This window comes from Chitinophaga jiangningensis (assembly GCF_900142605.1).
GTDB lineage: Bacteria > Bacteroidota > Bacteroidia > Chitinophagales > Chitinophagaceae > Chitinophaga > Chitinophaga jiangningensis.
The window spans coordinates 173,727-195,403 of the sequence record NZ_FRBL01000004.1 but is presented as its reverse complement, the minus strand read 5'-3'; the positions used below and the strand labels follow the sequence as shown (position 1 = coordinate 195,403).

At 48.2% G+C, this 21,677-nt stretch carries 23 protein-coding genes; 11 read left to right on the top strand and 12 right to left on the bottom strand.

Annotated features, from left to right (window positions below):
* Positions 1-14 precede the first annotated feature (14 nt).
* A complete protein-coding gene (locus BUB18_RS11050) occupies positions 15-773 on the bottom strand; it encodes a DeoR/GlpR family DNA-binding transcription regulator (protein ID WP_073080745.1) in 759 nt (252 codons plus the stop codon).
* Between the two features lie 53 nt (positions 774-826).
* Here BUB18_RS11050 and nudK point away from each other — a divergent pair, with 53 nt between their 5' ends.
* Entirely contained in the window at positions 827-1,405 is a 579-nt protein-coding gene (gene nudK, locus BUB18_RS11045) for a GDP-mannose pyrophosphatase NudK (protein WP_073080744.1), read from the top strand.
* Position 1,406: 1 nt separating this feature from the next.
* Here nudK and BUB18_RS11040 read toward each other — a convergent pair whose 3' ends face one another.
* Positions 1,407-2,246, bottom strand: a complete 840-nt coding sequence (locus tag BUB18_RS11040) for an alpha/beta hydrolase (RefSeq protein WP_073080743.1) — start codon at positions 2,244-2,246, stop codon at positions 1,407-1,409.
* 480 nt (positions 2,247-2,726) lie between these two features.
* Here BUB18_RS11040 and fusA point away from each other — a divergent pair, with 480 nt between their 5' ends.
* The 4 genes from fusA to BUB18_RS11020 all read left to right on the top strand — a co-directional run bounded on the left by fusA (position 2,727) and on the right by BUB18_RS11020 (position 6,756).
* Positions 2,727-4,763 (top strand): elongation factor G, encoded by a 2,037-nt coding sequence (gene fusA, locus BUB18_RS11035; protein WP_073080742.1) that lies wholly within the window; start codon positions 2,727-2,729, stop codon positions 4,761-4,763.
* Between the two features lie 110 nt (positions 4,764-4,873).
* Positions 4,874-5,410, top strand: coding sequence for a hypothetical protein (locus BUB18_RS11030; protein ID WP_073080741.1), 537 nt, complete (start codon positions 4,874-4,876; stop codon positions 5,408-5,410).
* Positions 5,411-5,587: 177 nt separating this feature from the next.
* A complete protein-coding gene (locus BUB18_RS11025; RefSeq protein ID WP_073080740.1) occupies positions 5,588-6,310 on the top strand; it encodes an SDR family NAD(P)-dependent oxidoreductase in 723 nt (240 codons plus the stop codon).
* A 38-nt stretch (positions 6,311-6,348) separates the two neighbouring features.
* Positions 6,349-6,756 (top strand): hypothetical protein, encoded by a 408-nt coding sequence (locus tag BUB18_RS11020; protein WP_073080738.1) that lies wholly within the window; start codon positions 6,349-6,351, stop codon positions 6,754-6,756.
* On the opposite strand, the gene BUB18_RS11015 is transcribed toward BUB18_RS11020, so the two are convergent.
* From BUB18_RS11015 to BUB18_RS11000, 4 genes are read right to left on the bottom strand one after another with little or no spacing between them, the layout of a single operon-like run.
* Complete coding sequence (locus BUB18_RS11015; RefSeq protein ID WP_073080736.1) at positions 6,729-7,415, bottom strand: class I SAM-dependent methyltransferase; 687 nt, start codon at positions 7,413-7,415, stop codon at positions 6,729-6,731. The two genes, BUB18_RS11020 and BUB18_RS11015, sit on opposite strands and share 28 nt — an antisense overlap.
* A gap of 60 nt (positions 7,416-7,475) precedes the next feature.
* Positions 7,476-8,183 carry an AraC family transcriptional regulator gene (locus BUB18_RS11010; RefSeq protein WP_073080735.1) on the bottom strand — a complete coding sequence of 236 codons (708 nt, stop codon included), beginning with the start codon at positions 8,181-8,183 and terminating at the stop codon, positions 7,476-7,478.
* A 5-nt stretch (positions 8,184-8,188) separates the two neighbouring features.
* A complete protein-coding gene (locus BUB18_RS11005; protein ID WP_073080733.1) occupies positions 8,189-8,800 on the bottom strand; it encodes an immunity protein Imm33 domain-containing protein in 612 nt (203 codons plus the stop codon).
* A 31-nt stretch (positions 8,801-8,831) separates the two neighbouring features.
* The gene (locus BUB18_RS11000) at positions 8,832-9,086 is read right to left on the bottom strand and encodes a hypothetical protein (protein WP_073080731.1); all 255 of its coding nucleotides are present in this window, start codon (positions 9,084-9,086) and stop codon (positions 8,832-8,834) included.
* Between the two features lie 66 nt (positions 9,087-9,152).
* Here BUB18_RS11000 and BUB18_RS10995 point away from each other — a divergent pair, with 66 nt between their 5' ends.
* Complete coding sequence (locus BUB18_RS10995; RefSeq protein ID WP_073080729.1) at positions 9,153-9,731, top strand: Crp/Fnr family transcriptional regulator; 579 nt, start codon at positions 9,153-9,155, stop codon at positions 9,729-9,731.
* Between the two features lie 53 nt (positions 9,732-9,784).
* The gene (locus BUB18_RS10990; RefSeq protein WP_073080727.1) at positions 9,785-10,303 is read left to right on the top strand and encodes a DinB family protein; all 519 of its coding nucleotides are present in this window, start codon (positions 9,785-9,787) and stop codon (positions 10,301-10,303) included.
* Positions 10,304-10,347: 44 nt separating this feature from the next.
* Here the strand turns inward: BUB18_RS10990 and BUB18_RS10985 are convergent, their stop codons facing one another.
* The gene (locus tag BUB18_RS10985; protein ID WP_083549762.1) at positions 10,348-11,922 is read right to left on the bottom strand and encodes an arylsulfatase; all 1,575 of its coding nucleotides are present in this window, start codon (positions 11,920-11,922) and stop codon (positions 10,348-10,350) included.
* A gap of 293 nt (positions 11,923-12,215) precedes the next feature.
* Here BUB18_RS10985 and msrA point away from each other — a divergent pair, with 293 nt between their 5' ends.
* The gene (gene msrA, locus BUB18_RS10980; RefSeq protein WP_073080722.1) at positions 12,216-12,704 is read left to right on the top strand and encodes a peptide-methionine (S)-S-oxide reductase MsrA; all 489 of its coding nucleotides are present in this window, start codon (positions 12,216-12,218) and stop codon (positions 12,702-12,704) included.
* 73 nt (positions 12,705-12,777) lie between these two features.
* Here the strand turns inward: msrA and katG are convergent, their stop codons facing one another.
* The 4 genes from katG to BUB18_RS10960 form a co-directional block, all read right to left on the bottom strand.
* Positions 12,778-15,048 carry a catalase/peroxidase HPI gene (gene katG / locus BUB18_RS10975; protein WP_073080720.1) on the bottom strand — a complete coding sequence of 757 codons (2,271 nt, stop codon included), beginning with the start codon at positions 15,046-15,048 and terminating at the stop codon, positions 12,778-12,780.
* 306 nt (positions 15,049-15,354) lie between these two features.
* Positions 15,355-15,783 carry a YqgE/AlgH family protein gene (locus tag BUB18_RS10970; protein ID WP_073080718.1) on the bottom strand — a complete coding sequence of 143 codons (429 nt, stop codon included), beginning with the start codon at positions 15,781-15,783 and terminating at the stop codon, positions 15,355-15,357.
* 16 nt (positions 15,784-15,799) lie between these two features.
* Positions 15,800-16,264 (bottom strand): DUF4268 domain-containing protein, encoded by a 465-nt coding sequence (locus BUB18_RS10965; protein ID WP_073080717.1) that lies wholly within the window; start codon positions 16,262-16,264, stop codon positions 15,800-15,802.
* Between the two features lie 111 nt (positions 16,265-16,375).
* Positions 16,376-17,347, bottom strand: coding sequence for a methylenetetrahydrofolate reductase (locus BUB18_RS10960; protein WP_073080715.1), 972 nt, complete (start codon positions 17,345-17,347; stop codon positions 16,376-16,378).
* A 303-nt stretch (positions 17,348-17,650) separates the two neighbouring features.
* Here BUB18_RS10960 and BUB18_RS10955 point away from each other — a divergent pair, with 303 nt between their 5' ends.
* The 3 genes from BUB18_RS10955 to BUB18_RS10945 are packed head-to-tail and all read left to right on the top strand — an operon-like array spanning position 17,651 to position 20,704.
* Entirely contained in the window at positions 17,651-18,619 is a 969-nt protein-coding gene (locus BUB18_RS10955; RefSeq protein ID WP_073080713.1) for a hypothetical protein, read from the top strand.
* Positions 18,620-18,621: 2 nt separating this feature from the next.
* The gene (locus BUB18_RS10950) at positions 18,622-19,287 is read left to right on the top strand and encodes a hypothetical protein (RefSeq protein WP_073080711.1); all 666 of its coding nucleotides are present in this window, start codon (positions 18,622-18,624) and stop codon (positions 19,285-19,287) included.
* Positions 19,288-19,333: 46 nt separating this feature from the next.
* On the top strand, positions 19,334-20,704 hold the full coding sequence (locus tag BUB18_RS10945; RefSeq protein ID WP_073080710.1) for a glycoside hydrolase family 28 protein: 1,371 nt from the start codon (positions 19,334-19,336) through the stop codon (positions 20,702-20,704).
* 48 nt (positions 20,705-20,752) lie between these two features.
* On the opposite strand, the gene BUB18_RS10940 is transcribed toward BUB18_RS10945, so the two are convergent.
* Positions 20,753-21,655 (bottom strand): BPSS1187 family protein, encoded by a 903-nt coding sequence (locus BUB18_RS10940; protein ID WP_073080708.1) that lies wholly within the window; start codon positions 21,653-21,655, stop codon positions 20,753-20,755.
* Between the last annotated feature and the right edge of the window lie 22 nt (positions 21,656-21,677).

Genomic DNA, 21,677 nt, shown 5'->3' with positions numbered 1-21,677 from the left:
ATGGAAACTTGTCTTTAATTCATCACCTTTACGCCATTGCCTTTCAACTCCGCCATCTGTTTTAAAGTTATGTCCTTATCAGTTACCAATGCATGTAAGAGAGATAAAGGCGCAAATTTCAGGTAGCTGTCGCGGCCTATCTTAGTTGAATCGCATAGTACAAACACCTGATCTGCACTGCCCGCCATGGCGGTGCTGATAATGGCTTCGGTTTCGCTGAAGGCGGTCAACCCACTTTTTACTGACAGTCCGTCTGTTCCAATAAAGGCTTTATCCGCATGGTAGCTGCGGATATGTTCCACTGCTTTGCTGCCATGCACCGCCTTGCGCTGACCGTCCATTTCACCGCCGGCGAGGTTTACCTGTATACCCGGAACGTCCATAAACGCCGCGGCTACGGGCAGGGAGTTAGTGATGATACGCAGTGGCGTAATATCTTTCAGGTGGGTACACATGGTAAACACCGTGCTGCCACAGTCCAGGAAAATGGTGTCCCCCGGCTCTACCAATGCGGCTGCCAGTTTGCCAATATATTTCTTTTTGATCACAGCCTGGGTTTCTTTATCCGCATAGGCTGTGAACGGATGCCTGGGAGGGGCTTTCATGGCGCCACCATGGGTGCGTATTAACAATTCCTCATCAGCTAGCTGCTGCAGGTCCCTGCGGATAGTGACAGCTGAAATGCCCAGTTCATCGGCTATTTCCTGCACTTCCATGCTTTCCCGCTTATCCAGGATTTTAAGAATCTGTTTTTTTCTTTCCGGGTATCCCATTTTAATCTATCTTTGATAAAATTAATCAAATTTGATCAAAAGTAATCATTTGTATGCAGCCTGAAGTGAAAATTATCTCGAAGGAAGTGTTGTCGGACAACTGGTACACGCTCTATAAAGTAACGTACGACTATAAAAACCGCCGCGGCACCTGGCAAACACAAACCCGCGAAGCGTATGACCGTGGCAACGGCGCAGTGATACTGCTTTATAACCCCGCCACGGGCAACGTTATCCTGACGAAGCAATTCCGTCTCCCCAGTTATATAAACGGCAACCCCACCGGGATGCTGATAGAAGCCTGCGCAGGCTTACTGGACAAGGACAACCCGGAAGAGTGCATCCGCCGCGAAGCGGAAGAAGAAACTGGTTTCCGAATCAAAGACGTCCGGAAAATCTTTGAGGCTTATATGTCGCCCGGCTCTGTTACCGAAATACTCCACTTCTTCATCGCCGAGTACACCCCCGAAATGAAAACCGGCAGCGGCGGCGGACTGGAACATGAACAGGAAGAAATAGCCGTACTGGAAGTGCCGGTGGACACCGCCATGGCCATGATCAGCAGCGGTGAAATCAAAGACGGTAAAACCATCATGCTGCTGCAATACGTGAAACTGCACCAGCTGATGTAAGCTATTGTGAAAGGGCTGTTTTAGGATACAATTTTTTGAAGGCATTGTACACGGCCTGGTGTATCACCGTACTGTGCAACTCCTCCGGCAGATAGTCGAACACCGCCTCGATATTTTTTGCAGCTTTTATATGATCATATAACTTCACGGCATCTTCATACATGCGCTTATCTTCCGCCTTATTGGGTGCACCAATGTAAACACGCGCAGGCGTTACGTTTACCGCTGTTTTCAGTAGTGATTCATCATCCCACCACAGGCTCGGACTGATAATAATATAAGTGGAAAACAACTGCGGATGCCGCAGCAGTATTTCCGATGCCAGCAGCCCTGCAAGCGACTCTCCAATCACCGTTCTTTGTTCACTAACACGGAAATTTTTGCTAAGCCAGGGCTGCAACTCCTTCTCAAGAAAGCCGATATATTTGGCTGATTGCCCATACTGCGGGAAGTTGGTCTTCTTAAACCCGGCCTTTTCAATAAAGTCGGTATTAGGCACCGCAAAGGTGAAATCGCGGCGGCGGTTAGTATTTTCAATGCCTACTACTATGGACCTTGGAAAACGGGCAATCCAGGGTTGTGTATTATACCGCACAATGCCGGCAAGGTGGAAGAAGTCTTCCTCCATGCCGCCATCCAGCACAAAAATCACCGGATAGCGCACCGTGTCAGCTGCATTATATCCCTCCGGCAGGTAAATATTAATGTGTCGGTTTTCCTGCAGGATGTCGGACCATAAAGTGGCCGTCTGTCCGATTGTAATAGGTTGGCTGTTGATTTGCGCTGATACATTTGCGCGCAAGCAAATAATGATAAAAAGTACTTGCAGAAATCGAGTCATGAATGGTGTTTTATGGAAATTGAATGTACTGGAAATACCTGACGCTACCTTGCTTTGTTTTGTATTTATCAAAAATGTTCATATCTTTGCGGCGTCAAATTCACTACAATGAAAACAAACATCACATACCGTACAGCGTTGAACGCAGCTACTGTCATCAGGGCAGTAATTGCAAGCACCTGTATCGTCTTAATTTAAGACGGGGAGGCAGCCTTGCACCCAGTATGATTGATGATTACTCCCCATTCCATTTTTAATTTATTTAAATGCGATGACCATGCCCGGCATGGAGTAATCCGCTGTTTCCCCTATTTATTCAATCCCATTTGTTAAACAAATTTTTTCAACTGTATGATGCACCTGATCATTAAAACTTTGATTATCGTAATTACCGAACCGCTCCGGTAACAGGATCGCATTTGCTTATTCGCAGCGCCTCCGTTACCAAACGCAGGCGCTTTTTTTATTTAATACATTTTTATGAAACGCTTAACCCGAAACAGAAATATTGGAATCATGGCCCATGTAGATGCAGGTAAAACCACTGTCACTGAACGCATGCTGTATTATACCGGCCTTACGCATAAATTAGGAAGTGTAGATGAAGGAAACACCGTGATGGACAGTGATCCGCAGGAAGAAAAACGAGGTATCACCATCTCTTCTGCGGCCATCACCACTTACTGGAAAGATCATCAGATCAATATTATCGATACTCCCGGCCACGTGGATTTTACCGCTGAGGTGGAAAGATCGCTACGCGTGCTCGATGGCGGGGTAGTGGTATTTTGTGCCAAATCAGGCGTACAGCCGCAATCTGAAACGGTATGGCGCCAGGCGGACAAATATAACGTGCCACGTATTGTGCTGATCAATAAAATGGACCGGCAGGGGGCCGACTTTCAACGTGTATTAAACGAAGTACGCAATGTGCTGAAAGCTAATACCGTACCGGTGCAAATCCCGATAGGCGCTGAAGACGATTTCCAGGGTGTGATCGACCTGGTGAATATGGAGGCATTAGTCTGGAATAGCGATGATGGCAAACAGTTCGGTATTACGGATATTCCTGCGGGACTGCTGTCCGCTGCCCAACAGGCGCGACAAACACTCCTGGAAGAATTATCCATGGCAGATGAAATGATCTTCGAAAAGTATACCGATGATCCGGAAAGTATAACGGTATCGGACCTACGTAATGCCATACGCAAGGCTACTTTAACAGGTGCTGTTATCCCGGTGCTGGCCGCTGCGGCTTATCGCAACAAAGGGGTGCAACCCCTGCTGGATGCAGTGGTCGATTATCTGCCGGCTCCGGAAGATATGGCCACCATTCATGTGGCCGATCCTGAACAGGAGCTGAGGGTAAGTACGGATAGTCCGCTTGCTGCCCTGGCCTTTAAAATCATGGCAGATGATTATGCGGGTAAATTAACGCTCGTCAGAGTATATACCGGTATGCTGCGTGCAGGCGATACCGTTTGGAATAGTCGCACCGGTAAACGGGTACGTATCAGCCGCCTGCTCCGCATCATGTCCGATAAATATGAACCGGTAGAAACCATTGAAGCAGGAGACATCGGTGCGATCGTGGGCCTGAAGGATGTGCGTACCGGTGATACTTTATCTGCCGGTGATCAACCGCTCACGCTTGAAAAAATCAGCTTTCCCGAACCGATGATCGGTTACGCCATTGAGCCCAGGCTGGCAAAAGATGCGAACCGGCTGGGTGAGGTGCTGGCGCGACTGGCAGACGAAGATCCTACTTTACAGGTCAGTGTGGATGAGGTGTCCGGACAAACCATCCTGAAAGGAATGGGAGAGCTGCACCTGGAAGTAGTCCTGGAAAAAATGGCCACGCAATACCAGCTGGACGTGAACAAAGGACAACCACAGATTGCCTACAAGGAACTGTTCACAGCTGCTGTTACGCACAAGGAAGTTTACAAAAAGCAGAACGGCGGCTCCGGTAGCTTTGCTGCTATCGAGTTTGAAATAGGACCCCGTAAAGATGGTATGCCCGGACTGGAATTCATCAACGAAATCAGGGGTGGTGCTATCCCGGCGGCATTTATTCCTTCGGTGCAGAAAGGCTTTGAAACAGCCATGAAAGCTGGCGTGCTGGCAGGGTATCCGTTGCAAAGCATGCGGGTACGACTGTTTGATGGTAGCATACACGAAAAGGATTCCCATGCACTCGACTTTGAACACGTAGCGGTGTTAGGATTCAGGAGTGTGGCTGTATTAGCCAGGCCAAAACTGTTGGAACCTGTTATGCAGGTGGAAGTAACATTGCCGGAAGAATTTACCGGTGCCATCACCGGGGACCTGAACAGGCGCCGCGGTGTGATCCGCCACATTGAAATGAAGGGAAATGCGCAGGTCATTAAAGCGGAAGTTCCCCTTGCGGAATTATTCGGTTATATAACGGCGTTGAGAACGTTGTCGTCCGGAAGGGCCGCTGCTTCGGTAACTTTTTATGATTACCAGGTAGCTCCCGCAAGCGTGGTAGCGTAGTATTGTGTAGAAGCAGGTGATGCCGGGAGGGTCACCTGCTTTTTGATGAGACAAAAATCCTCCCTATCTTTGCCGCTTCATTAACCCAAATTTTAATCAGTTTATTTTCTATGCAAAAACATTGGAACCTGCTCTGTATTGGCGTATTCGTATTATTCCTCGCTGCTTGCGCACCCGAATCACCGCAGCATTTTTTTGAGCAGGCAGTATTAAACACCAACCTGGTAAACGATTTTGATCCGAAATCATTTGGTAGAACACTTGAACAGAATACGATTGAGTATCCGGATATTCCATCCAGCAAAAAGAAAGGAGACGAAGCACAGGAAGTAGTCAAGATGAAGATACTGACTTCAGAACGCGCGCTGGAAAACATTAAAAAGTTGTCCGCCAATGATGACGAAACAAAAGCTATCAAGGAAAATTCGATCGCCCTTTTCGAAATGGTAATACCGGTGTACAAAAATGAGTACATGCAATATGCTAAGCTCTGTGATACAAAAGGGTCCGCCGAAGAAAAGGCGGCTATCCTCACTAAAATTGAACAGAACTATGCGCCTAAAGTATATCAGCAACTGGATGCACTCTACCAGAAAGGAAAAGTATACGCTGAAAAAAATGATATTGAGGTAAACTGGGGGAGATAGTAACTGTTACCCCACTACGAAATATATTAAAGCTTCGGTCGGACCTGAATAGGTGTTGATCGAAGCTTTTTAAACGTTTGATCCCAGCATGACCTTCTCAACAAACCATTTTGATCCGCTCACCAAACCTCCCATCCTCCATCCATCCGTAATTTTGTACTACTAAATACATTCAAGATGAGAAAAGTACTGATCACCGGCGCAAACAAAGGACTAGGCTATGAACTGGCGAAATATTTATTACAACAAGGTTATTTTGTTTACATCGGCGCAAGAAGCAAAGCACTCGGGCAACAGGCGGTGGATGCTCTCCACCAGGAAGGACTCACCAACAGCACATTATTGGAAATAGACCTCGCCAGCGAGGAGTCTATTACCCGCGCTGCCGCTACCTTCGGCAGTAAAGAAACTACACTGGATATCCTGATCAACAACGCTGGCATCCTCGGACGCCGCCAAAATCCGGAACAGCCACTAACCATTAAGGATGTACGAGAAGTTTTTGAAACCAACCTGTTTGGCACTATCGCAGTAACAGAGGCTTTCCTGCCTTACCTGGAAAAATCTGAGTTGGCAGTCATTGAAAATATCACCTCAGACCTTTCTTCCCTAACGTTGCATCAGGACCCAAATTGGTTGTTATATAAGGCGAAGTCAATTACCTACGGTCCATCCAAAACAGCGCTGAACGCGTACACCGTGGCGCTCGCCTATGAGTACAAAGACCGCAACTTCAAAATCAACTGCGTAACGCCCGGCTGGACCTCCACGGATTTCAACGGCCATAGTGGCGGTAAGTCAGCAGCTGAAAACTGCGTCAACCTCGCTAAATATGCCATGCTGGATGCAAACGGCCCTACCGGTAAGTTTTTCGGTGAAGAAGGAGAGTTGCCATGGTAGTCAGGTCAACAATTGGCTTTTCCGGTTGTTAATTCGGCATGGCTGATATTATAAAACCGGGCACTGCTTTAATCATTTTCCAGATCGCTATAACGGCTGGCTACCGTGCTGCGGCACAGCATGATACTACACATGTCCAAAAACATAAGGTAAATATCACCGGCATTGGTGGAAAAGATATTCGCGGCTATACCAATGGTAAATACCGCGGTAATCAGGTATATGCTGCACAGGCTGAGTATCGGTGGAACTTTTATAAACGCTGGGGCGCAGTAGGCTTCTTCGGGGTGGCCTTTACGGAAGCTCCGTCCAGTGCTGTACTGCCTGGTGGTGGGGTAGGCGTGCGTTTTAAAGCCATCCGTTCCAGGAATATCAATATCGGCGTAGATGGCGCGCTGGGCAAGGATGATAAGGGTATCTACTTCCGCATCAACGAAGCTTTCTGACAAATACCGGTATAATACGCATAGGTGCCCAGCCAGGTATCAATATAATCCGGCTCCTGCACATCGGTAAACCCCTGCATTTCCATGTACACCGGCATCAGGCCTTTCACATTATCGGTAGTGGTACGAAAGCCATCTAATAGCTGCACCGTGTAAAAGGCCATACGCATACGGTAGGACGAAGGCTGGCCCCAATCCCCGATCACCAGCCTGCCGCCCGGCTTCAGCACCCGTTGTATTTCCGCGAGGGCAGCAAACTTCCCTTCTTTACTAAGCTGATGAAATACCAGCGAGCTCACCACCTTATCAAAGCTATTATCCGCATACGGAAAAACGCCACCGTCGTATAGATCCAGCGGCAGGTCGAGGCCGAACTTTGCCAGCTTTTTCGCTGCCAGCGCTTTCACTTTTGGGTCGATGTCGAGCCCGCGAAGGTTCGTGTGTGCGTTACGTTGATGAATGCGAATGAGGTTCTGACCGGTACCAAACCCAAATTCAAGGATGGCCTCCCTGCTTTGCGGGGCCAGTTCAGTCACTAACCTTTGCCGGATGCGGTTTTCAGGCATGGTCAAACTCACCGTAACATCATATAATCCCGTCAGGAAGTGATATCCCATAGCCGGGGTAAATTGCTTTTTTGCTGGTTCCAGTGTTGCCATAGCAGCGCGTTTAGGCAACAAAAATCCATCAATACACCTTCCGGAAATTGTACAAACCTGCTAACTTTTCAATGCGAAGAAAGGTTTGATGCCAAACATTTTATAGAAAACCCGCGTGAAATGGGAGGAGTCCGTGAAGCCGGCATCATGCGCGCAGGCTGTGAGGGAGCTGCCTTGCCTGGATTTTAGGATAGCCATCATCAGTCGTTTCCATAATATATACTGGTGCACGGATATCCCCAGTTGGTTTTTAAAGAGATGGGAGAGCCGCCCTTCGGATAAGTACGAGGCCTTTGACAATTGGGTTAAGGTCAGGTGGTTGGTATGGGCCAGCGCATCGATGGTGCGCAAACACTGCCGGATACGCTCATCCAGGTGGCTGTTATCAGGAGTGCCTGCGCGTTGCAGCAGCAAGGGGATGTTCACACCTGCACCCACATGAAATGCATCCAGGTCAGGGTGATTGGTAACAGGGGAATTTGACTGATATAACGTAAACGCCTGCATGAAATAACGCCCCGCCGGGGATAACGGATCAAGGAACAGGAGGTCGCAGGTAGCATGCAGGCAATCGAAGCTATGGGTAACGTTTGGCGGCAGGATAGCATTGGTAAGGCCGGTAAATTCCCCCGCCGCGGTGCTGATGCTGAAAGTGCCGGTATGGCTGAATACTACCTCAATAAGGTAATGGGCGTGTTTCCGTGTTTGATAGTTGCTGTTGGAAAACACGGCGTAGCCCTGATCTAAGTTGAATATTTCTACCGGCATAATACCTATTCTTCCGGCGTATCAAAATCCTGCACGGCCACAAAATCGTTTATTGACGGGTCCCATTCAAAGGCTGCATGTTCAGAGGCAAATACGGATTCCAGTCGCGGTTCAAAGTGCAGCACTTCCGCCAGGCTGATTAGCGCGGCATGATCCGGGTTACCCAGGTAGGCATCATCTTCATCCCCATGAAACAGCTGCCAGCCGCTATCTTCCGGGTTATCAGGCTCGGCACACAGTGCCCAGTTGATTTCTCCTTTTTCCAGTGCCCGCAGCGTAATGATGGCTTTCTTGTTTTCATCAAACTGTGGTGCTACCAGGATGGTAGCAATCTGGCTGCCGGTAAAACTAATAACGTCTCCTTTGTGCAGCTCCTGAATATAGTGCGGTTGATTGGTTAAATAACCTTTGAAGGTCTCGCCGTTGATCTCGGAAATCTCTACCCACATTCTTTCGGCGCGACAATTATCTGCAGTCTGAAAATTGAATACGAAAAACAGCCGCACCATATTGCCCACTTGCAAACTGGCAATTTCTTCCGGCGATGGCGCCAGGAAATGACGTGGATGGAGGGAGGCTTCCTTACGGATATCCTGTAAATAGTAGCTTGCAGACATGTATGAAATTTGCCTGCAAGATATTATTTTATCACGTATTATAGCCATCTCCTAAAAGGTAAGCTACTATCAGAAAACAAACGAGGAATGCTGCCACCAGTGCAATCAGTGTGTACAACACACGAACTTTTCGAACTGCCCAGTAATCATGAAGCGGAAGCTGTTGATTTGACAGTTTTCGTACGATCATTACCACCAACTTAATTAAAAAATAACAGATCGGATATACTATCAGATAGAGGATAGGGAAGAGGATGCCTACTCCCATTGCAGCCTGCAGTAACATAGGTAAGGATTTAATCTCTTGTAAGATACTATATAAAGTTTTGTATTTTCCATAAAATCCCACGTTATGCAACTCACTGAAACTATCAGCCAGTTATTTGGTATAACCCCTGCACAAACCGCTATCTTCCTCAATGGATTCCATAAAGTCCACCTCAAAAAAAATGACCATTTCTCACACAGCGGAAAAATATGCCACCACATTGGTCTCGTTGAACGGGGGCTTATGAAATGCGTATTCGATACCACAGGAGAGGAGCGAGTGTTCGAATTCGCCTATGAAAATAATTTTATTGCCGATTACCATAGTTTTATCACCCAAACCCCTTCCGAAAAATCAATCATCTGCCTGGAAGATACTACGGTGATGGTGATAGACAGAGCACAACTACAGCAGCTGGCAGCGGCACATCCTTTTGTAGCAGCTATGAGTGAAAAGATGAATGAGCTGCTGTTTCTGAAAATGCACGAACGTGTGAAATCGTTGCTACTCAGCAATGCGACGGAACGCTATGAACAGCTGCTATCCTCCCGGGCGGACCTGGCCAACCGCATCCCGCAGTATTTACTCGCTTCCTACCTCAACGTGACGCCTGAAACTATCAGCCGCATCCGCCGCAAAAACTTATCAGGTTCCGGTTCTTGATGTAGGTCAAGCAATGCCGGGCTGGCTGGCTGTTATCTTTACTGTAAAAACATATGACACTGCTACAGCAAACCCGCGATGCCTACTATTGGACCAACAAACTTCTGGACGCCATTCCGTTTGAACACTGGGATACCCTCCCTGATGTGCTGGAAACCAGCGTGAGCTGGCAGGCCGGCCACCTGATAGTGAGTTTGTACTATCACTCTGTTATGGTAATTACCGGCCATCAGATGGACATACTGAAAGCGCTGCCCATGCAAAAGTACGATCAGCTTTACACAGCAGCTTCTCCTGCACTGGCCACAGGCGCTACAGCTCCCGAAGTGCTCCGGGAGCACTTGCAGCTGATCCAGCAAAAGTCACTGGCCGTAATAGCGCTGATATCTCCCGAACAACTAACCGAACCACTGGCACCAGGTACCGGTACTCACCCCATTGCCCATATGAAAGGGGAAGCGCTGGACTGGAATATCAAGCATACCATGTGGCATTGCGGGCAGCTGGGGATATTGAAGCGACTCATCAATGGCCGCATGGATTTTGGCCTGGCACCAAATAAAAAACCGTAGCAAACAGCGTTTGCTACGGTGGTAGTAGAACTTATTACTGAAAATTAACGCGTCGTCATATTCTCCATTTCCTTCAACCGTTTCATGGCATCCTGCTGCCTTAGGAAACCGTAGTTAATACCACTTGGGTTAAGAGAGGAACCTTCCTGGTATGGATACTTGTCGAAATCCTTGAAGAACTCCTTAATGGTTTGCTGGATAGGTACCAGTAACCACATTTGCTGCCCCAGGAATCTTGTGGACCCGCCACCCTCTTTCATGCCCCTTTCATAAGGGTCCATCCGGAGGTTGGTGATGGTGGCCCAGGAAGTAACTTCCCTGGTGGCAGTGGCAATGTTTCCTTCGGATGCAACAGCGAAGCTGGTTTTCCAGTCTTTCCATCTTACTGCATTCAGGTTGCCTCCCTGGTCAAAGTAATAAATTACCTCACGTGGACCTTTCTGGGTTTGGCCGGTCAGGTACGGAAGGAAATCAAAACCATCGAGGTGCACCTTGAAGTTTTTGCCATTGGCACTATACCCGCTTGCCATTTTCCCTTTTATGTCAGAAACGCCGGCAGCAGCGCATAATGTAGGGAACCAGTCAATCAGTGAAATGATTTCATTGCTGACAGTGCCTGGTTTAATTTTGCCTGGCCAGCGAATCATCATTGGAATACGCATACCGCCTTCCCAGGTGGTACCTTTCTCGCCATGGAACATCGTCATGGCGCCATCAGGCCATAATGCAATTTCAGCACCGTTATCGGTAGTGTACAGCACTATGGTATTATCCGCTATCTTCAGATTATCCAGGAGGTTCAGTAATTCGCCCACCATACCGTCGTGTTCCACCATACCATCAGCATGTATGCCTACACCGGTTTTACCCAGGCTGGCAGGCTTCAGGTGGGTAAACACGTGCATACGGGTACTATTGAACCACACGAAAAATGGCTTGTCAGCTTTCGCCTGTTTATTGATAAATTCTTTGGCTGCACCGAGGAATTCTTCATCCACTGTTTCCATGCGTTTGCTGGTGAGAGGACCTGTATCCTCAATTTTGCCATCAGCGGAGCTGCGTATTACACCGCGGGGACCAAACCTTTTCTTAAAGGAAGGGTCTTTGGGGTAGAAGTAGCCTTCTGGTTCCTCTTCCGCATTGAGGTGGTAGAGGTTGCCGAAGAACTCGTCGAACCCGTGCTTGGTGGGCAGGTGCTTATCCTGATCCCCCAGGTGGTTTTTACCAAACTGGCCGGTAGCATAACCGGCGTTTTTCATGACATCCGCAATGGTAGGCATCCATTCGGTAATACCGTGTGGATCTCCGGGCATACCAATGGTGAGCAGCCCTGTCCGGAATGGCTCCTCTCCGAGGATAAACGAAGCGCGGCCGGCGGTACAACTCTGTTGCCCGTACGAATCTGTAAACAGCATGCCCTCATTAGCGATGCGGTCAATGTTAGGTGTCTGATAACCCATCAGCCCTTTCGTATAGGCGCTGATCTGTGGAATACCAATGTCGTCACCGAAGATTACCAGGATGTTAGGCTTTTTCTGCGCCTGAGCGGAACTGCTGGTCAATGCGCCCAGTAAGGCTATGGCCGCTATTGCCCGTAACTGCTTTGAAAAAATCAACATAGCTCGATTTTTAGGTGTTAGCACGCCAGACAATACACATAATGGAAAGTATTACGGGAACGGTTTTCCAGGACATAGCCTTCGCCGGAGATGCGACGGTACTCGGATCTATTCGTACGCGGTAATAACGATCCAATATGTTTATGCCTGGACACAGATGATGTATCTGTTGCTTGTATGATCTAAATTAACACCGGATTGCACGAAATGTTTAAGCAAACGAACCAATCCTTGTCTTAAATTATTTACTCAGTAAAATGAGCTACCTTCATCATCCATAAAAAATACAGAATATGAGTACCGAAAAAGCCATTCTTGCAGGTGGTTGCTTCTGGGGAGTGGAAGAGCTGATCCGCCAGCTGCCAGGCGTTACGGCCACCGTAGTGGGATATACCGGCGGTGATGTGCCCAATGCCACCTACAGAAATCATGGGACACATGCCGAAGCCATCGCTATTACCTTTAACCCGGATATCATTTCCTATCGCACCCTGCTGGAATTTTTCTTCCAGATACATGACCCTACCACCCGCAACAGGCAGGGGAATGACATAGGCACGTCCTATCGCAGCGCTATCTTTTACCTGAATGAACAACAGCATGAAACCGCTGTGAAGCTTATTGAAGAACTGAATGCTTCCGGCAAATGGCCCGGTAAAATTGTGACGGAAGTAGTGCCGGCCGGCGACTTCTGGGATGCCGAAGAAGAACACCAGGACTATTTGCAGAAACATCCTTTTGGCTATACCTGCCATTACATCCGACCGGAGTGGAAATTATAAATAACTAATTGAATAAAAAGAGGCGGCGATTATACATCGCCGCCTCTTGCCTTTTCTAACCATTTATCACGAATTATTTCCGGAGATCGAACCTGTCGAGGTTCATCACTTTATCCCATACTTTAACGAAGTCAGTGACAAATTTCTCCTGTGCATCAGCGCTGGCGTAAACTTCAGCGATGGCTCTCAGTTCAGCGTTGGAGCCAAATACGAGGTCGGCACGTGTAGCCGTCCACGTTGGTTGCGTAGTTTTACGGTTGTAGCCCTGGTACAGTTCTTTATCGTCCGACGCCTGTTTCCATGCGGTATTCATGTCCAGCAAGTTTACGAAGAAATCGTTGGTAAGCTGACCCGGGCGCTCGGTGAAAATGCCGTGGTTGGACCCATCGTAGTTGATGTTGATGGTGCGGAGGCCGCCCAGCAGCACGGTGAGTTCAGGAGCAGAGAGGGTGAGCAGCTGTGCTTTGTCTACCAGCATGGCTTCAGTAGACTCTGCGAGCCTGCCTTTGCGGTAGTTGCGGAATCCGTCGGCCAGTGGTTCCAGGAAGGCGAAGGAGTGTACTTCGGTTTCTTCCTGTGTGGCGTCCATACGACCAGGGGTGAATGGAACGGTGATGTTATGACCAGCGTCTTTAGCGGCCTTTTCCACACCGGCCACACCTGCGAGTACGATCAGGTCGGCAAGGGAAATTTTCTTACCGTTTGCGGCGGCGCTATTGAATGCCTGTTGGATGCTTTCGAGCTGTTGCAGCACTTTCCAGAGCTGGGCAGGATTGTTTACCTGCCAGTCTTTCTGTGGTGCAAGGCGGATGCGTGCACCGTTGGCACCACCGCGTTTATCAGAACCGCGGAAGGTGGAAGCCGATGCCCAGGCAGTGCCTACCAGTTGTGAAACGGTTAAGCCGGAAGCCAGGATTTTTTCTTTCAGGGAAGCGATGTCGGCTGCATCCACCAGCGGATGATTTACGGCAGGAATAGGATCTTGCCAGATCAGTACTTCTGCTGGTACATCCGGGCCGAGGTAGCGGCTGCGCGGGCCCATATCGCGATGGGTGAGTTTAAACCATGCACGGGCAAATGCGTCTGCAAAGGCGTCAGGGTTAGCGAGGAAGTGACGGGAAATGCGTGCAAACTCCGGATCGAATTTGAGTGCGAGGTCCGTGGTGAGCATGGTAGGCAGGTGCTTTTTATTTGCGTCGTAAGCATCCGGGATAATTGCTTCTGCGTTTTTAGCTACCCACTGATGTGCGCCGGCAGGGCTTTTGGTGAGCTCATAATCATAATTGAAGAGGTTTTCCAGGAAGTTGACCCCCCATTTGGTAGGAGTGGTGGTCCAGGTTACTTCCAGGCCGCTGGTGATGGTATCAGGACCTTTACCTGATTTATAACTGTTTACCCAGCCGAGGCCTTGTGTTTCCAGTCCTGCCGCTTCCGGCTCTTTACCTACGTTATCCGCAGGAGCGGCGCCGTGTGTTTTACCGAAGGTGTGGCCACCGGCGATGAGTGCTACGGTTTCTTCGTCATTCATGGCCATGCGACCAAAAGTATCCCTGATGTCCTGTACGGATTTCAGCGGGTCAGGATTACCATCCGGGCCTTCGGGGTTTACGTAGATAAGTCCCATCTGTACGGCTGCCAGCGGCTTTTCCAGGTTACGGCCGTGGGTTTGGCCATCGGCATCGTCATCGGAGGATACTACGCCATGACCTTCTACGCCCGGAGAACCTTGTGCATAGCGGATATCGCCGCCAAGCCAGGTTTTTTCAGAACCCCAGTATACATCTTCATCTGGTTCCCATACATCCGCACGGCCACCGGCAAATCCGAATGTTTTGAGGCCCATGGATTCCAGTGCTACGTTACCCGTGAGGATCAGCAGGTCCGCCCATGAAATCTTGTTGCCATATTTTTGTTTAATAGGCCATAATAAACGGCGTGCCTTATCCAGGCTTACGTTATCAGGCCAGCTGTTAAGTGGTGCAAATCTTTGTTGACCGGAGCCTGCGCCACCACGGCCATCGCCTACGCGATAGGTGCCGGCACTGTGCCATGCCATGCGGATGAACAGGGGACCGTAATGGCCAAAGTCGGCCGGCCACCATTCCTGCGAATCCGTCATGAGTGCATGGAGGTCTTTTTTCACTGCTTCCAGGTCGAGGGTTTTAAACGCTTCTGCATAGTCGAATTCCTTATCCATAGGGTTGGAAAGGCTGGAGTGCTGACGAAGCGTGTTCAGTCGCAGCTGGTTGGGCCACCAATCACGATTCCTTGTTCCGCCGCCTGCAACATTTTGTTTGAGTGTGCCGTTGTGAAACGGGCATTTGCTGATGTCTTGAGATTCCATGTTAATAGGTAATGCTAAGAAGTGAATAATATATTTTACCCTTTGTGTTTTCTGATGCGTCAAAAGTAGGCTTTTAATAATATAGTCAAAATCAATTGATTTGATGATCGTATAGTCAAAACCTATGTGATGTATTTTGCTGTGCCTGTAATGTTAGAAAACACTTTGGGGCGGCGTTGGGTTCGATATTTAGTTGAGTTGTCCATAATGCAGGAGGGGCGCGACCATCGGTGGCGCCCCTCCTGCATCTTCCGTTCTGCCGAAGGCAGAACGGAAGATGCAAATCGTAATGTAATCATTAAAGTCCTAATTTTCCCCTACCAGCCAGGATCCTTCCGCCACTTCTCCTTCCAGGTCCCCGGCATCCCATCCGCAGTAGCCCAGGAAAATCGTAATCTCTGTATCATCGATCTTCAGGGTGTTGATGTGTTCCATGGCGATTTTAAAATCTCCCCCTAAATAATTATTACCGGAGATATGGGTGCCGCCGGGAATGAGGTCCGGCCGCTGATGCACAAAAAACAGGTGCTCCCGGTCCACCGGCCCACCGTCGTGAATCGGAAAAGGAATGCTGTACTTAAACTCTTCCAGCTCATTGATATGATGGGGAAACAGTTTGTTGGTCACAAATCCCATCGCACCATTTTCATTGTATTCCGTGAGGTAAATCATGGCACCTTCAAAAAAGCTGCCGTCCAGTAATGCGGTGCTGTGTAAGTAATCACCTGCCTTCATGCGGATAGAATTAATATTATAATAACATTTCAAAACCATATTTGGCGCTGCTCCAATATTCATCCAGCTTAATAATCCTGGATTTAAAAAAGGAGATCAGTGCGGGCCAGTCCTCCTGACGCAATACCGACACGCCCTGCAGTTCCTTGCGGATATAGCTCACGTGTTTGCCATAGTCATCAGTAGCCTGGAATTGCCAGTCCCAATCGCTTTCTTCCAGCGTTGCTTCCAGCATATTTTTCTGCAATTCAAACTGTTCGTAGAACGCAAGGTGCAATTCCGCATCCGCCTGTGTAATAAGAATGGTTACACTCGCCGTTTTGTTGTCTGCCTCCAGTTTAAAGCTCACGCCGGGAATACCGGTTTTGTAGTTCGACCAGCTGATAAATTCGCCATCTGCAGATAATATAGGTTTCATGTATTTGCCGAATGCTGTCCAGAATGCCTGCTTAATCGTCGAAACTTCTTGTTTGGAATACATGGGCCAAAAATAACTATAAAAACAGAAACTGCTTTTTGTATCCTTATACGAACACCTACAAAAAAGGCGTGAACCTTTGGTCCACGCCCTTTTCAAACAGTCTTACGCTGCTTAATATGCCGGAGCCGGCCGGGCCGCCTTTTTAGGCTTCCTGATCTCTTTGGTGAGGTCCAGGATGTTGTGAAGCAGCTCCTGCGCTGCATTGATTTCTTCTTTTTTGATCGACACGCTTTCGATGTTAAACCCTACCGGCATATTCTTCGCCTGCGCATAGTTCAGGATTTCCGCTGCAATGTTAGTGGTAGTATCCAGCGATGCCTTGAGTATATCCTTGGAATTTTTCAGGTCGTTGTACAACCATTTTGGTACTTCAATACCCAGCCATTCCATGAACTGCAGGGTTTTCAACGAACCGCATGGGGCCAGTGTAAAGATAACAGGCGCTATCTGCTTACCACTTTCCACACTGTTGTAATAGTAGTCAGACAACAGGTTTTTGGTATCATGCAAATTGTAGACACACTGTGATACAAAGAAATTACAGCCCTGATCCATCTTATTAAAGATACGCAGGTGCTCATCCCCTTTCTTATTATGCCTTTCCGGAATAGTCACACCGCCGAGGATGAAATCACGCCCGCTGGCTTTTTTCAGGTCATACGCATCACTCAGGCTAAACTGTGTAGCCGCTACCTGCTGATGCGAAGAGGCGCCTACAAATACGGAGTATTGCAGGTCTTCATTCTGTTCCAGCCAGTTGGAAAACGTTTCTTTCGTTTGGTTGGCGATGCTCTTGTATATAATTTTCGGAACGGATAAATCCGCTAAAAACTGCTTGCTGTATTGCTCCGGCGCAATAGTGGGAATAAAGGAAAAGGTTCTTTCCTTTTCGGTGCGAAGCGACTCATCCTGGATATCATAGAGAATTAATCCATCGATGTCCAGGTTCTTTAAGCGCTCTACCTGGTTGTATGCAATGGCGGTAACGCGTTCTTCTTCTGTCGTGATTTTAGGAGGCGTAAGGCTGTACAATACTATGCCCGACTGTCCTTCTACCAATTTGGTCTTTAATAGATCCTGCATCCCGAATTATCTTAATGAGTTAGTTTATGTTCTATTTTGAGGTAAAACTATAGAATAATCATCTATAAATCAAGAAAAGTCAAAAATTATGTTCTTTATAGGGAGATGGTAATCGCACCTGTTGCGGTAAGGCCATGGAAGTGAAAAAATATAAGTTATTGTAAATCAATAAGAATGTGTGTACGTGGCTTGCCGGCGGCAAGTCTCATACGTTGCACAACAGCACCCGCTATCCTGTTGCTCAACAAATGAAACTTAATAGATAATTCCCTAGTTTTGAAATACATCAAATGAAAAACCACATTGGGACGTTTCTTCAAATACTTCTGGCTACTGTTTTTCGCCTACTTCATTTTTGCACACCCCCTCATCATTTACCGGGCTACCTCCGGAGATAAGGACCTCAGCACCACCGATGGTAAAACCGCCCTAATTTACCTGGCCATCAGCCTGTTCCTGTGGGCACTCATCTTAGGCATTGCCTTATACCAGATTTACAAATACTCTTTCCGGGCCCTGATACAAATGCGCTGGCTCATGCAAAGCGGTACGCCCTTGCAAGCCAAAATTATCGGGGTCGCTAACATCCGTACCTCCAAAAACATAGAGCAAAAGGAACTGCAGCTGGAAATGCCTAACCTGGAAGGTTCCATCATCCGGCATAAACTACCTGTCAACGATTCTAAACCTTATGAACACCGCTTCGAAAAGGGTAAGCATATTACGGTGCGGGTCGACCCCTCCTTTAAAAGGTATCCTTACATCGTATTGGACGGCGCTACCGGAACAGTAAACTACGGCCTGTACCTGCTGTGGATACTTGCATTGGCCGCAGTCGTTGCAGCCTATGTATATTTCTATCAAACGGAAAGTCAGGGCTACGGCTGGCGCTTTATGATATTATGGCACCCGCTCATTATGTCCGCTACGGCCATGCTGGGCTTCGGAACCATCTTCTATATCATCTTCGCGGTATTCCTCGGAGGGCGTGTGTTTGGCGGAAAAAATCTGGCGAAGATCAAATTTGCCGGCATCCAAACCATGGCACGCATTACCAATGCCAACCAAACAGGTACTTATGTTAACGAACTGCCACAGGTGAAATTTGACCTTGAGTTTACCGATAAAACCGGCCGTACCTGGAATACCAGCCTTAAAAAAATTGTTTCCATGCTGGATTTACCGCATGTTCGACAGCCGGAAGCAGCGATATTTTATTTACCTGATAATCCAAAGGAAGTCAGATTTGCAGACGATATAAACGATAAATAGCCATGGCAACGAAAAATCTACCCTTTTTACTGGCACTCACTATAGCACTGGCATCCTGCGACAGTATTACCAAATCTATTAAGGATACACTGCGCGGGGATACCACCATCATCTCCCAAAAACAAAAGGAAGAACCGGTAATAGTTACCACCGAACCGGAACCGGTGAATAAACACCTCCGCAGTGAAGGCAACAGCCTGCCTTTCGCAGGTAACCCTGCCGCCCTGCAGGAAGTAGAACAGCTGCTGCGCAACCGCCCGGAGTTCAAAGGAAAAAAAATAATGGTCTACAAGTCGATTCATTTTTATAGCAATTACCGGGTAATGACTGAATTGCAAAACCCCGACAATCCGGCATATGTAGACCAATACTATTTCGATAATGGCCAGTGGGAAGCACCTAAACCAGTGCGGCTCTCTAAAAACACGGATGTAGCCAAAGACCTGGTGCCGCTGGACAAGGTGCCGTTTGCAAACGCCAACAACGTATATAAAGTGCTGCTGGAAAAAAGTAAGGAAATCGGCAGTGACCCAGGCGATATCACCGTGTACGTGGTGTTTTATAACAACAAAATCCGGTGGTACCCCGGCAGCATCCATAACGATCGCTACGATTACGACCTTGAGTACAAGCAGGACGGTACATTACAGTCCTTTGAACAAAGATGAGTATGTTAGTACCACAACAGTGGTAAACACTCAAACAACGGTATTCATGAAACTGATCCTTCCAATAGCTGCGCTGGCACTGGTGCTGGCAACTGCTTCCTTCCGCGTTGAAAAAGATAAAGTGATAGTACGCGAACTGGCCGTAAAAGCGCCTTTCGCCATGCCTAAAATTAAAGTACCTGATTATAGTAAGGGTATATCGGTGAACATTACCAGCACAGGTGCGGTAGCGGGCGACAAAGAAAGAAATGCCGCCGCCATAGCACAGGCGATCGATCAGGTAAACGCCGCCGGCGGCGGTACAGTGGTGATACCTGCCGGCGAATGGATCACTAAAAAAGTGCATCTTAAAAGCAATGTAAACCTGCACCTGGAAAAAGGCGCCACCCTGCTGTTCTCCGGTAATCCGGCCGATTACCTGCCTGCGGTACACAGCAGCTGGGAAGGCATGGAGTGTTACAATTATTCCCCGCTGATTTATGCCTATGAATGCAGGAATGTGGCCGTAACCGGCGAAGGCGAAATCAAAAGTGAAATGGACACCTGGAAGCAATGGTTTACCCGCCCTAAACCTCATATGGAAAGTCTGAAACGCCTCTACAACCTCGCCTGGAATTACACGCCGGTAAAGGAAAGGCAGATGGTGGATGATACCTCACACCTTCGCCCGCAGTTCATTCAGTTTAACCGCTGCCAGAACGTACTGCTGGAAGGCATTCAGATCACCAACAGCCCTTTCTGGACGATCCACCTGTATCTTTCCAAAGATGTGGTAATACGTAAAGTAAAAGTCTATGCCAAAGGACATAACAACGATGGTGTGGACCCTGAAATGAGTCAGCAGGTACTGATCGAAGACTGCGAATTTGACCAGGGAGATGATGCGGTGGCCATTAAATCAGGCCGCAATCCGGAAGGGTGGCGGTTAAAAACGCCTTCCAGGAATATTGTAATCCGCAACTGCATCGTGAAAAACGGGCATCAGCTGGTAGCCATTGGCAGCGAGCTTTCCGGCGGTATTGAAAATGTATTTGTAGATAATTGTACCGTGCTGGAAGGGGCAAAACTCAATCACCTGCTGTACATCAAAACCAATGAGCGCATGGGTGGTTTTGTCAACAACATCTACATGCAAAATGTGCATTCCGGGAAAATAGACCAGGGGGTACTGGGCATCGATACAGATGTGCTGTATCAGTGGCGTACACTGGTGCCTACCTATCAGCGTAAGCTCACCAAAATCAGTAATGTGTTTATGAAAGATATCAGCACCGGCGAAGTAAAGTTTGTGTCGAGGATTATGGGGCAGGCCGAATTACCGGTGCAAAATGTGAAGCTGGCAGGGATTCAGACTGGTAAGGTGGATACCACGGCAAACATGCAACAGAACCTGGTTGGGTTTAGTGTTACCAAATAAGTATTTCCAGGCCGGGGAAGCGCCGCTAAAGCGCTTCCCCGGCTGCTGTTAGCGTTTTGCCGCATTGGTAATCATCACCTTCCATACCTCCGTAAACTCCGTCCCCAACGTTGACCCGTGTTTATCCTTTTTATCAATATCTGTTACAAATATCCGGTGGTGACTGCCCACAGCGCTATTCGGCTGTACCATAGTCGTATCCGTTAGTTGCTGCTGATTCACTGCGGTTACATCCTGGATCTGGTAATTGTAATTAAACGGGTCCTGCAGGTGCAGGAATGCATAGATTTTTGATGCCGGTGTCTGGCCTACCTGCAGCTGCCAGCTGGCCGGCCGGTGGAATTGCTGGAGGTAGTCCTGCGGGCCGGAAAACAGCAGTACCCCGGCCATTGGGAACCGTTTGCCAAAGTAAGCGGCATGGCCCGCACCCTGACTATGTCCGCCCACGATAATGTGCTCCCAGCGAGGCTTTCCGTTGATTACAAACTGTTTCCATTGTTTAGGCTGCTGCTTTGCCAGGTAGTTTAGCAGGGTAGTGATGCGCTGTACCAGGGAGTTGGCGGAGTCAACCTGCACCTTATCGCTGACCGGTGTGCCGAACATAATCTCCTCTCTGAAATTATTGAAACAGGTGCTATCTTCACTGGTAGAACAAACGGTGGTCACCACTTTATTCATATAGTCAGGGGTGATAACAAAGTACCCCATGGCTGCAAAGCTGCTGTCGAACCGCTTGAAATCGGCCGCCTTGCCGTTAGTACCGGGAATCATGATAAACAGCTGATGTTTGTTGTTTTTTGCCGGCTCATATACCAGGTGGTGTGTGTGTACCATTACCTGGGAAGGGGAGGTGGCAGCCGGTGAAATTTCCTGATGGCGGATTTGTGCATTTGCTGCTATGCCGCCGAACAGCAGGGCAATGATGTATGTTAAAGGTGTATATGCTTTCATGTAATTGGGAATAAGGCTGCCA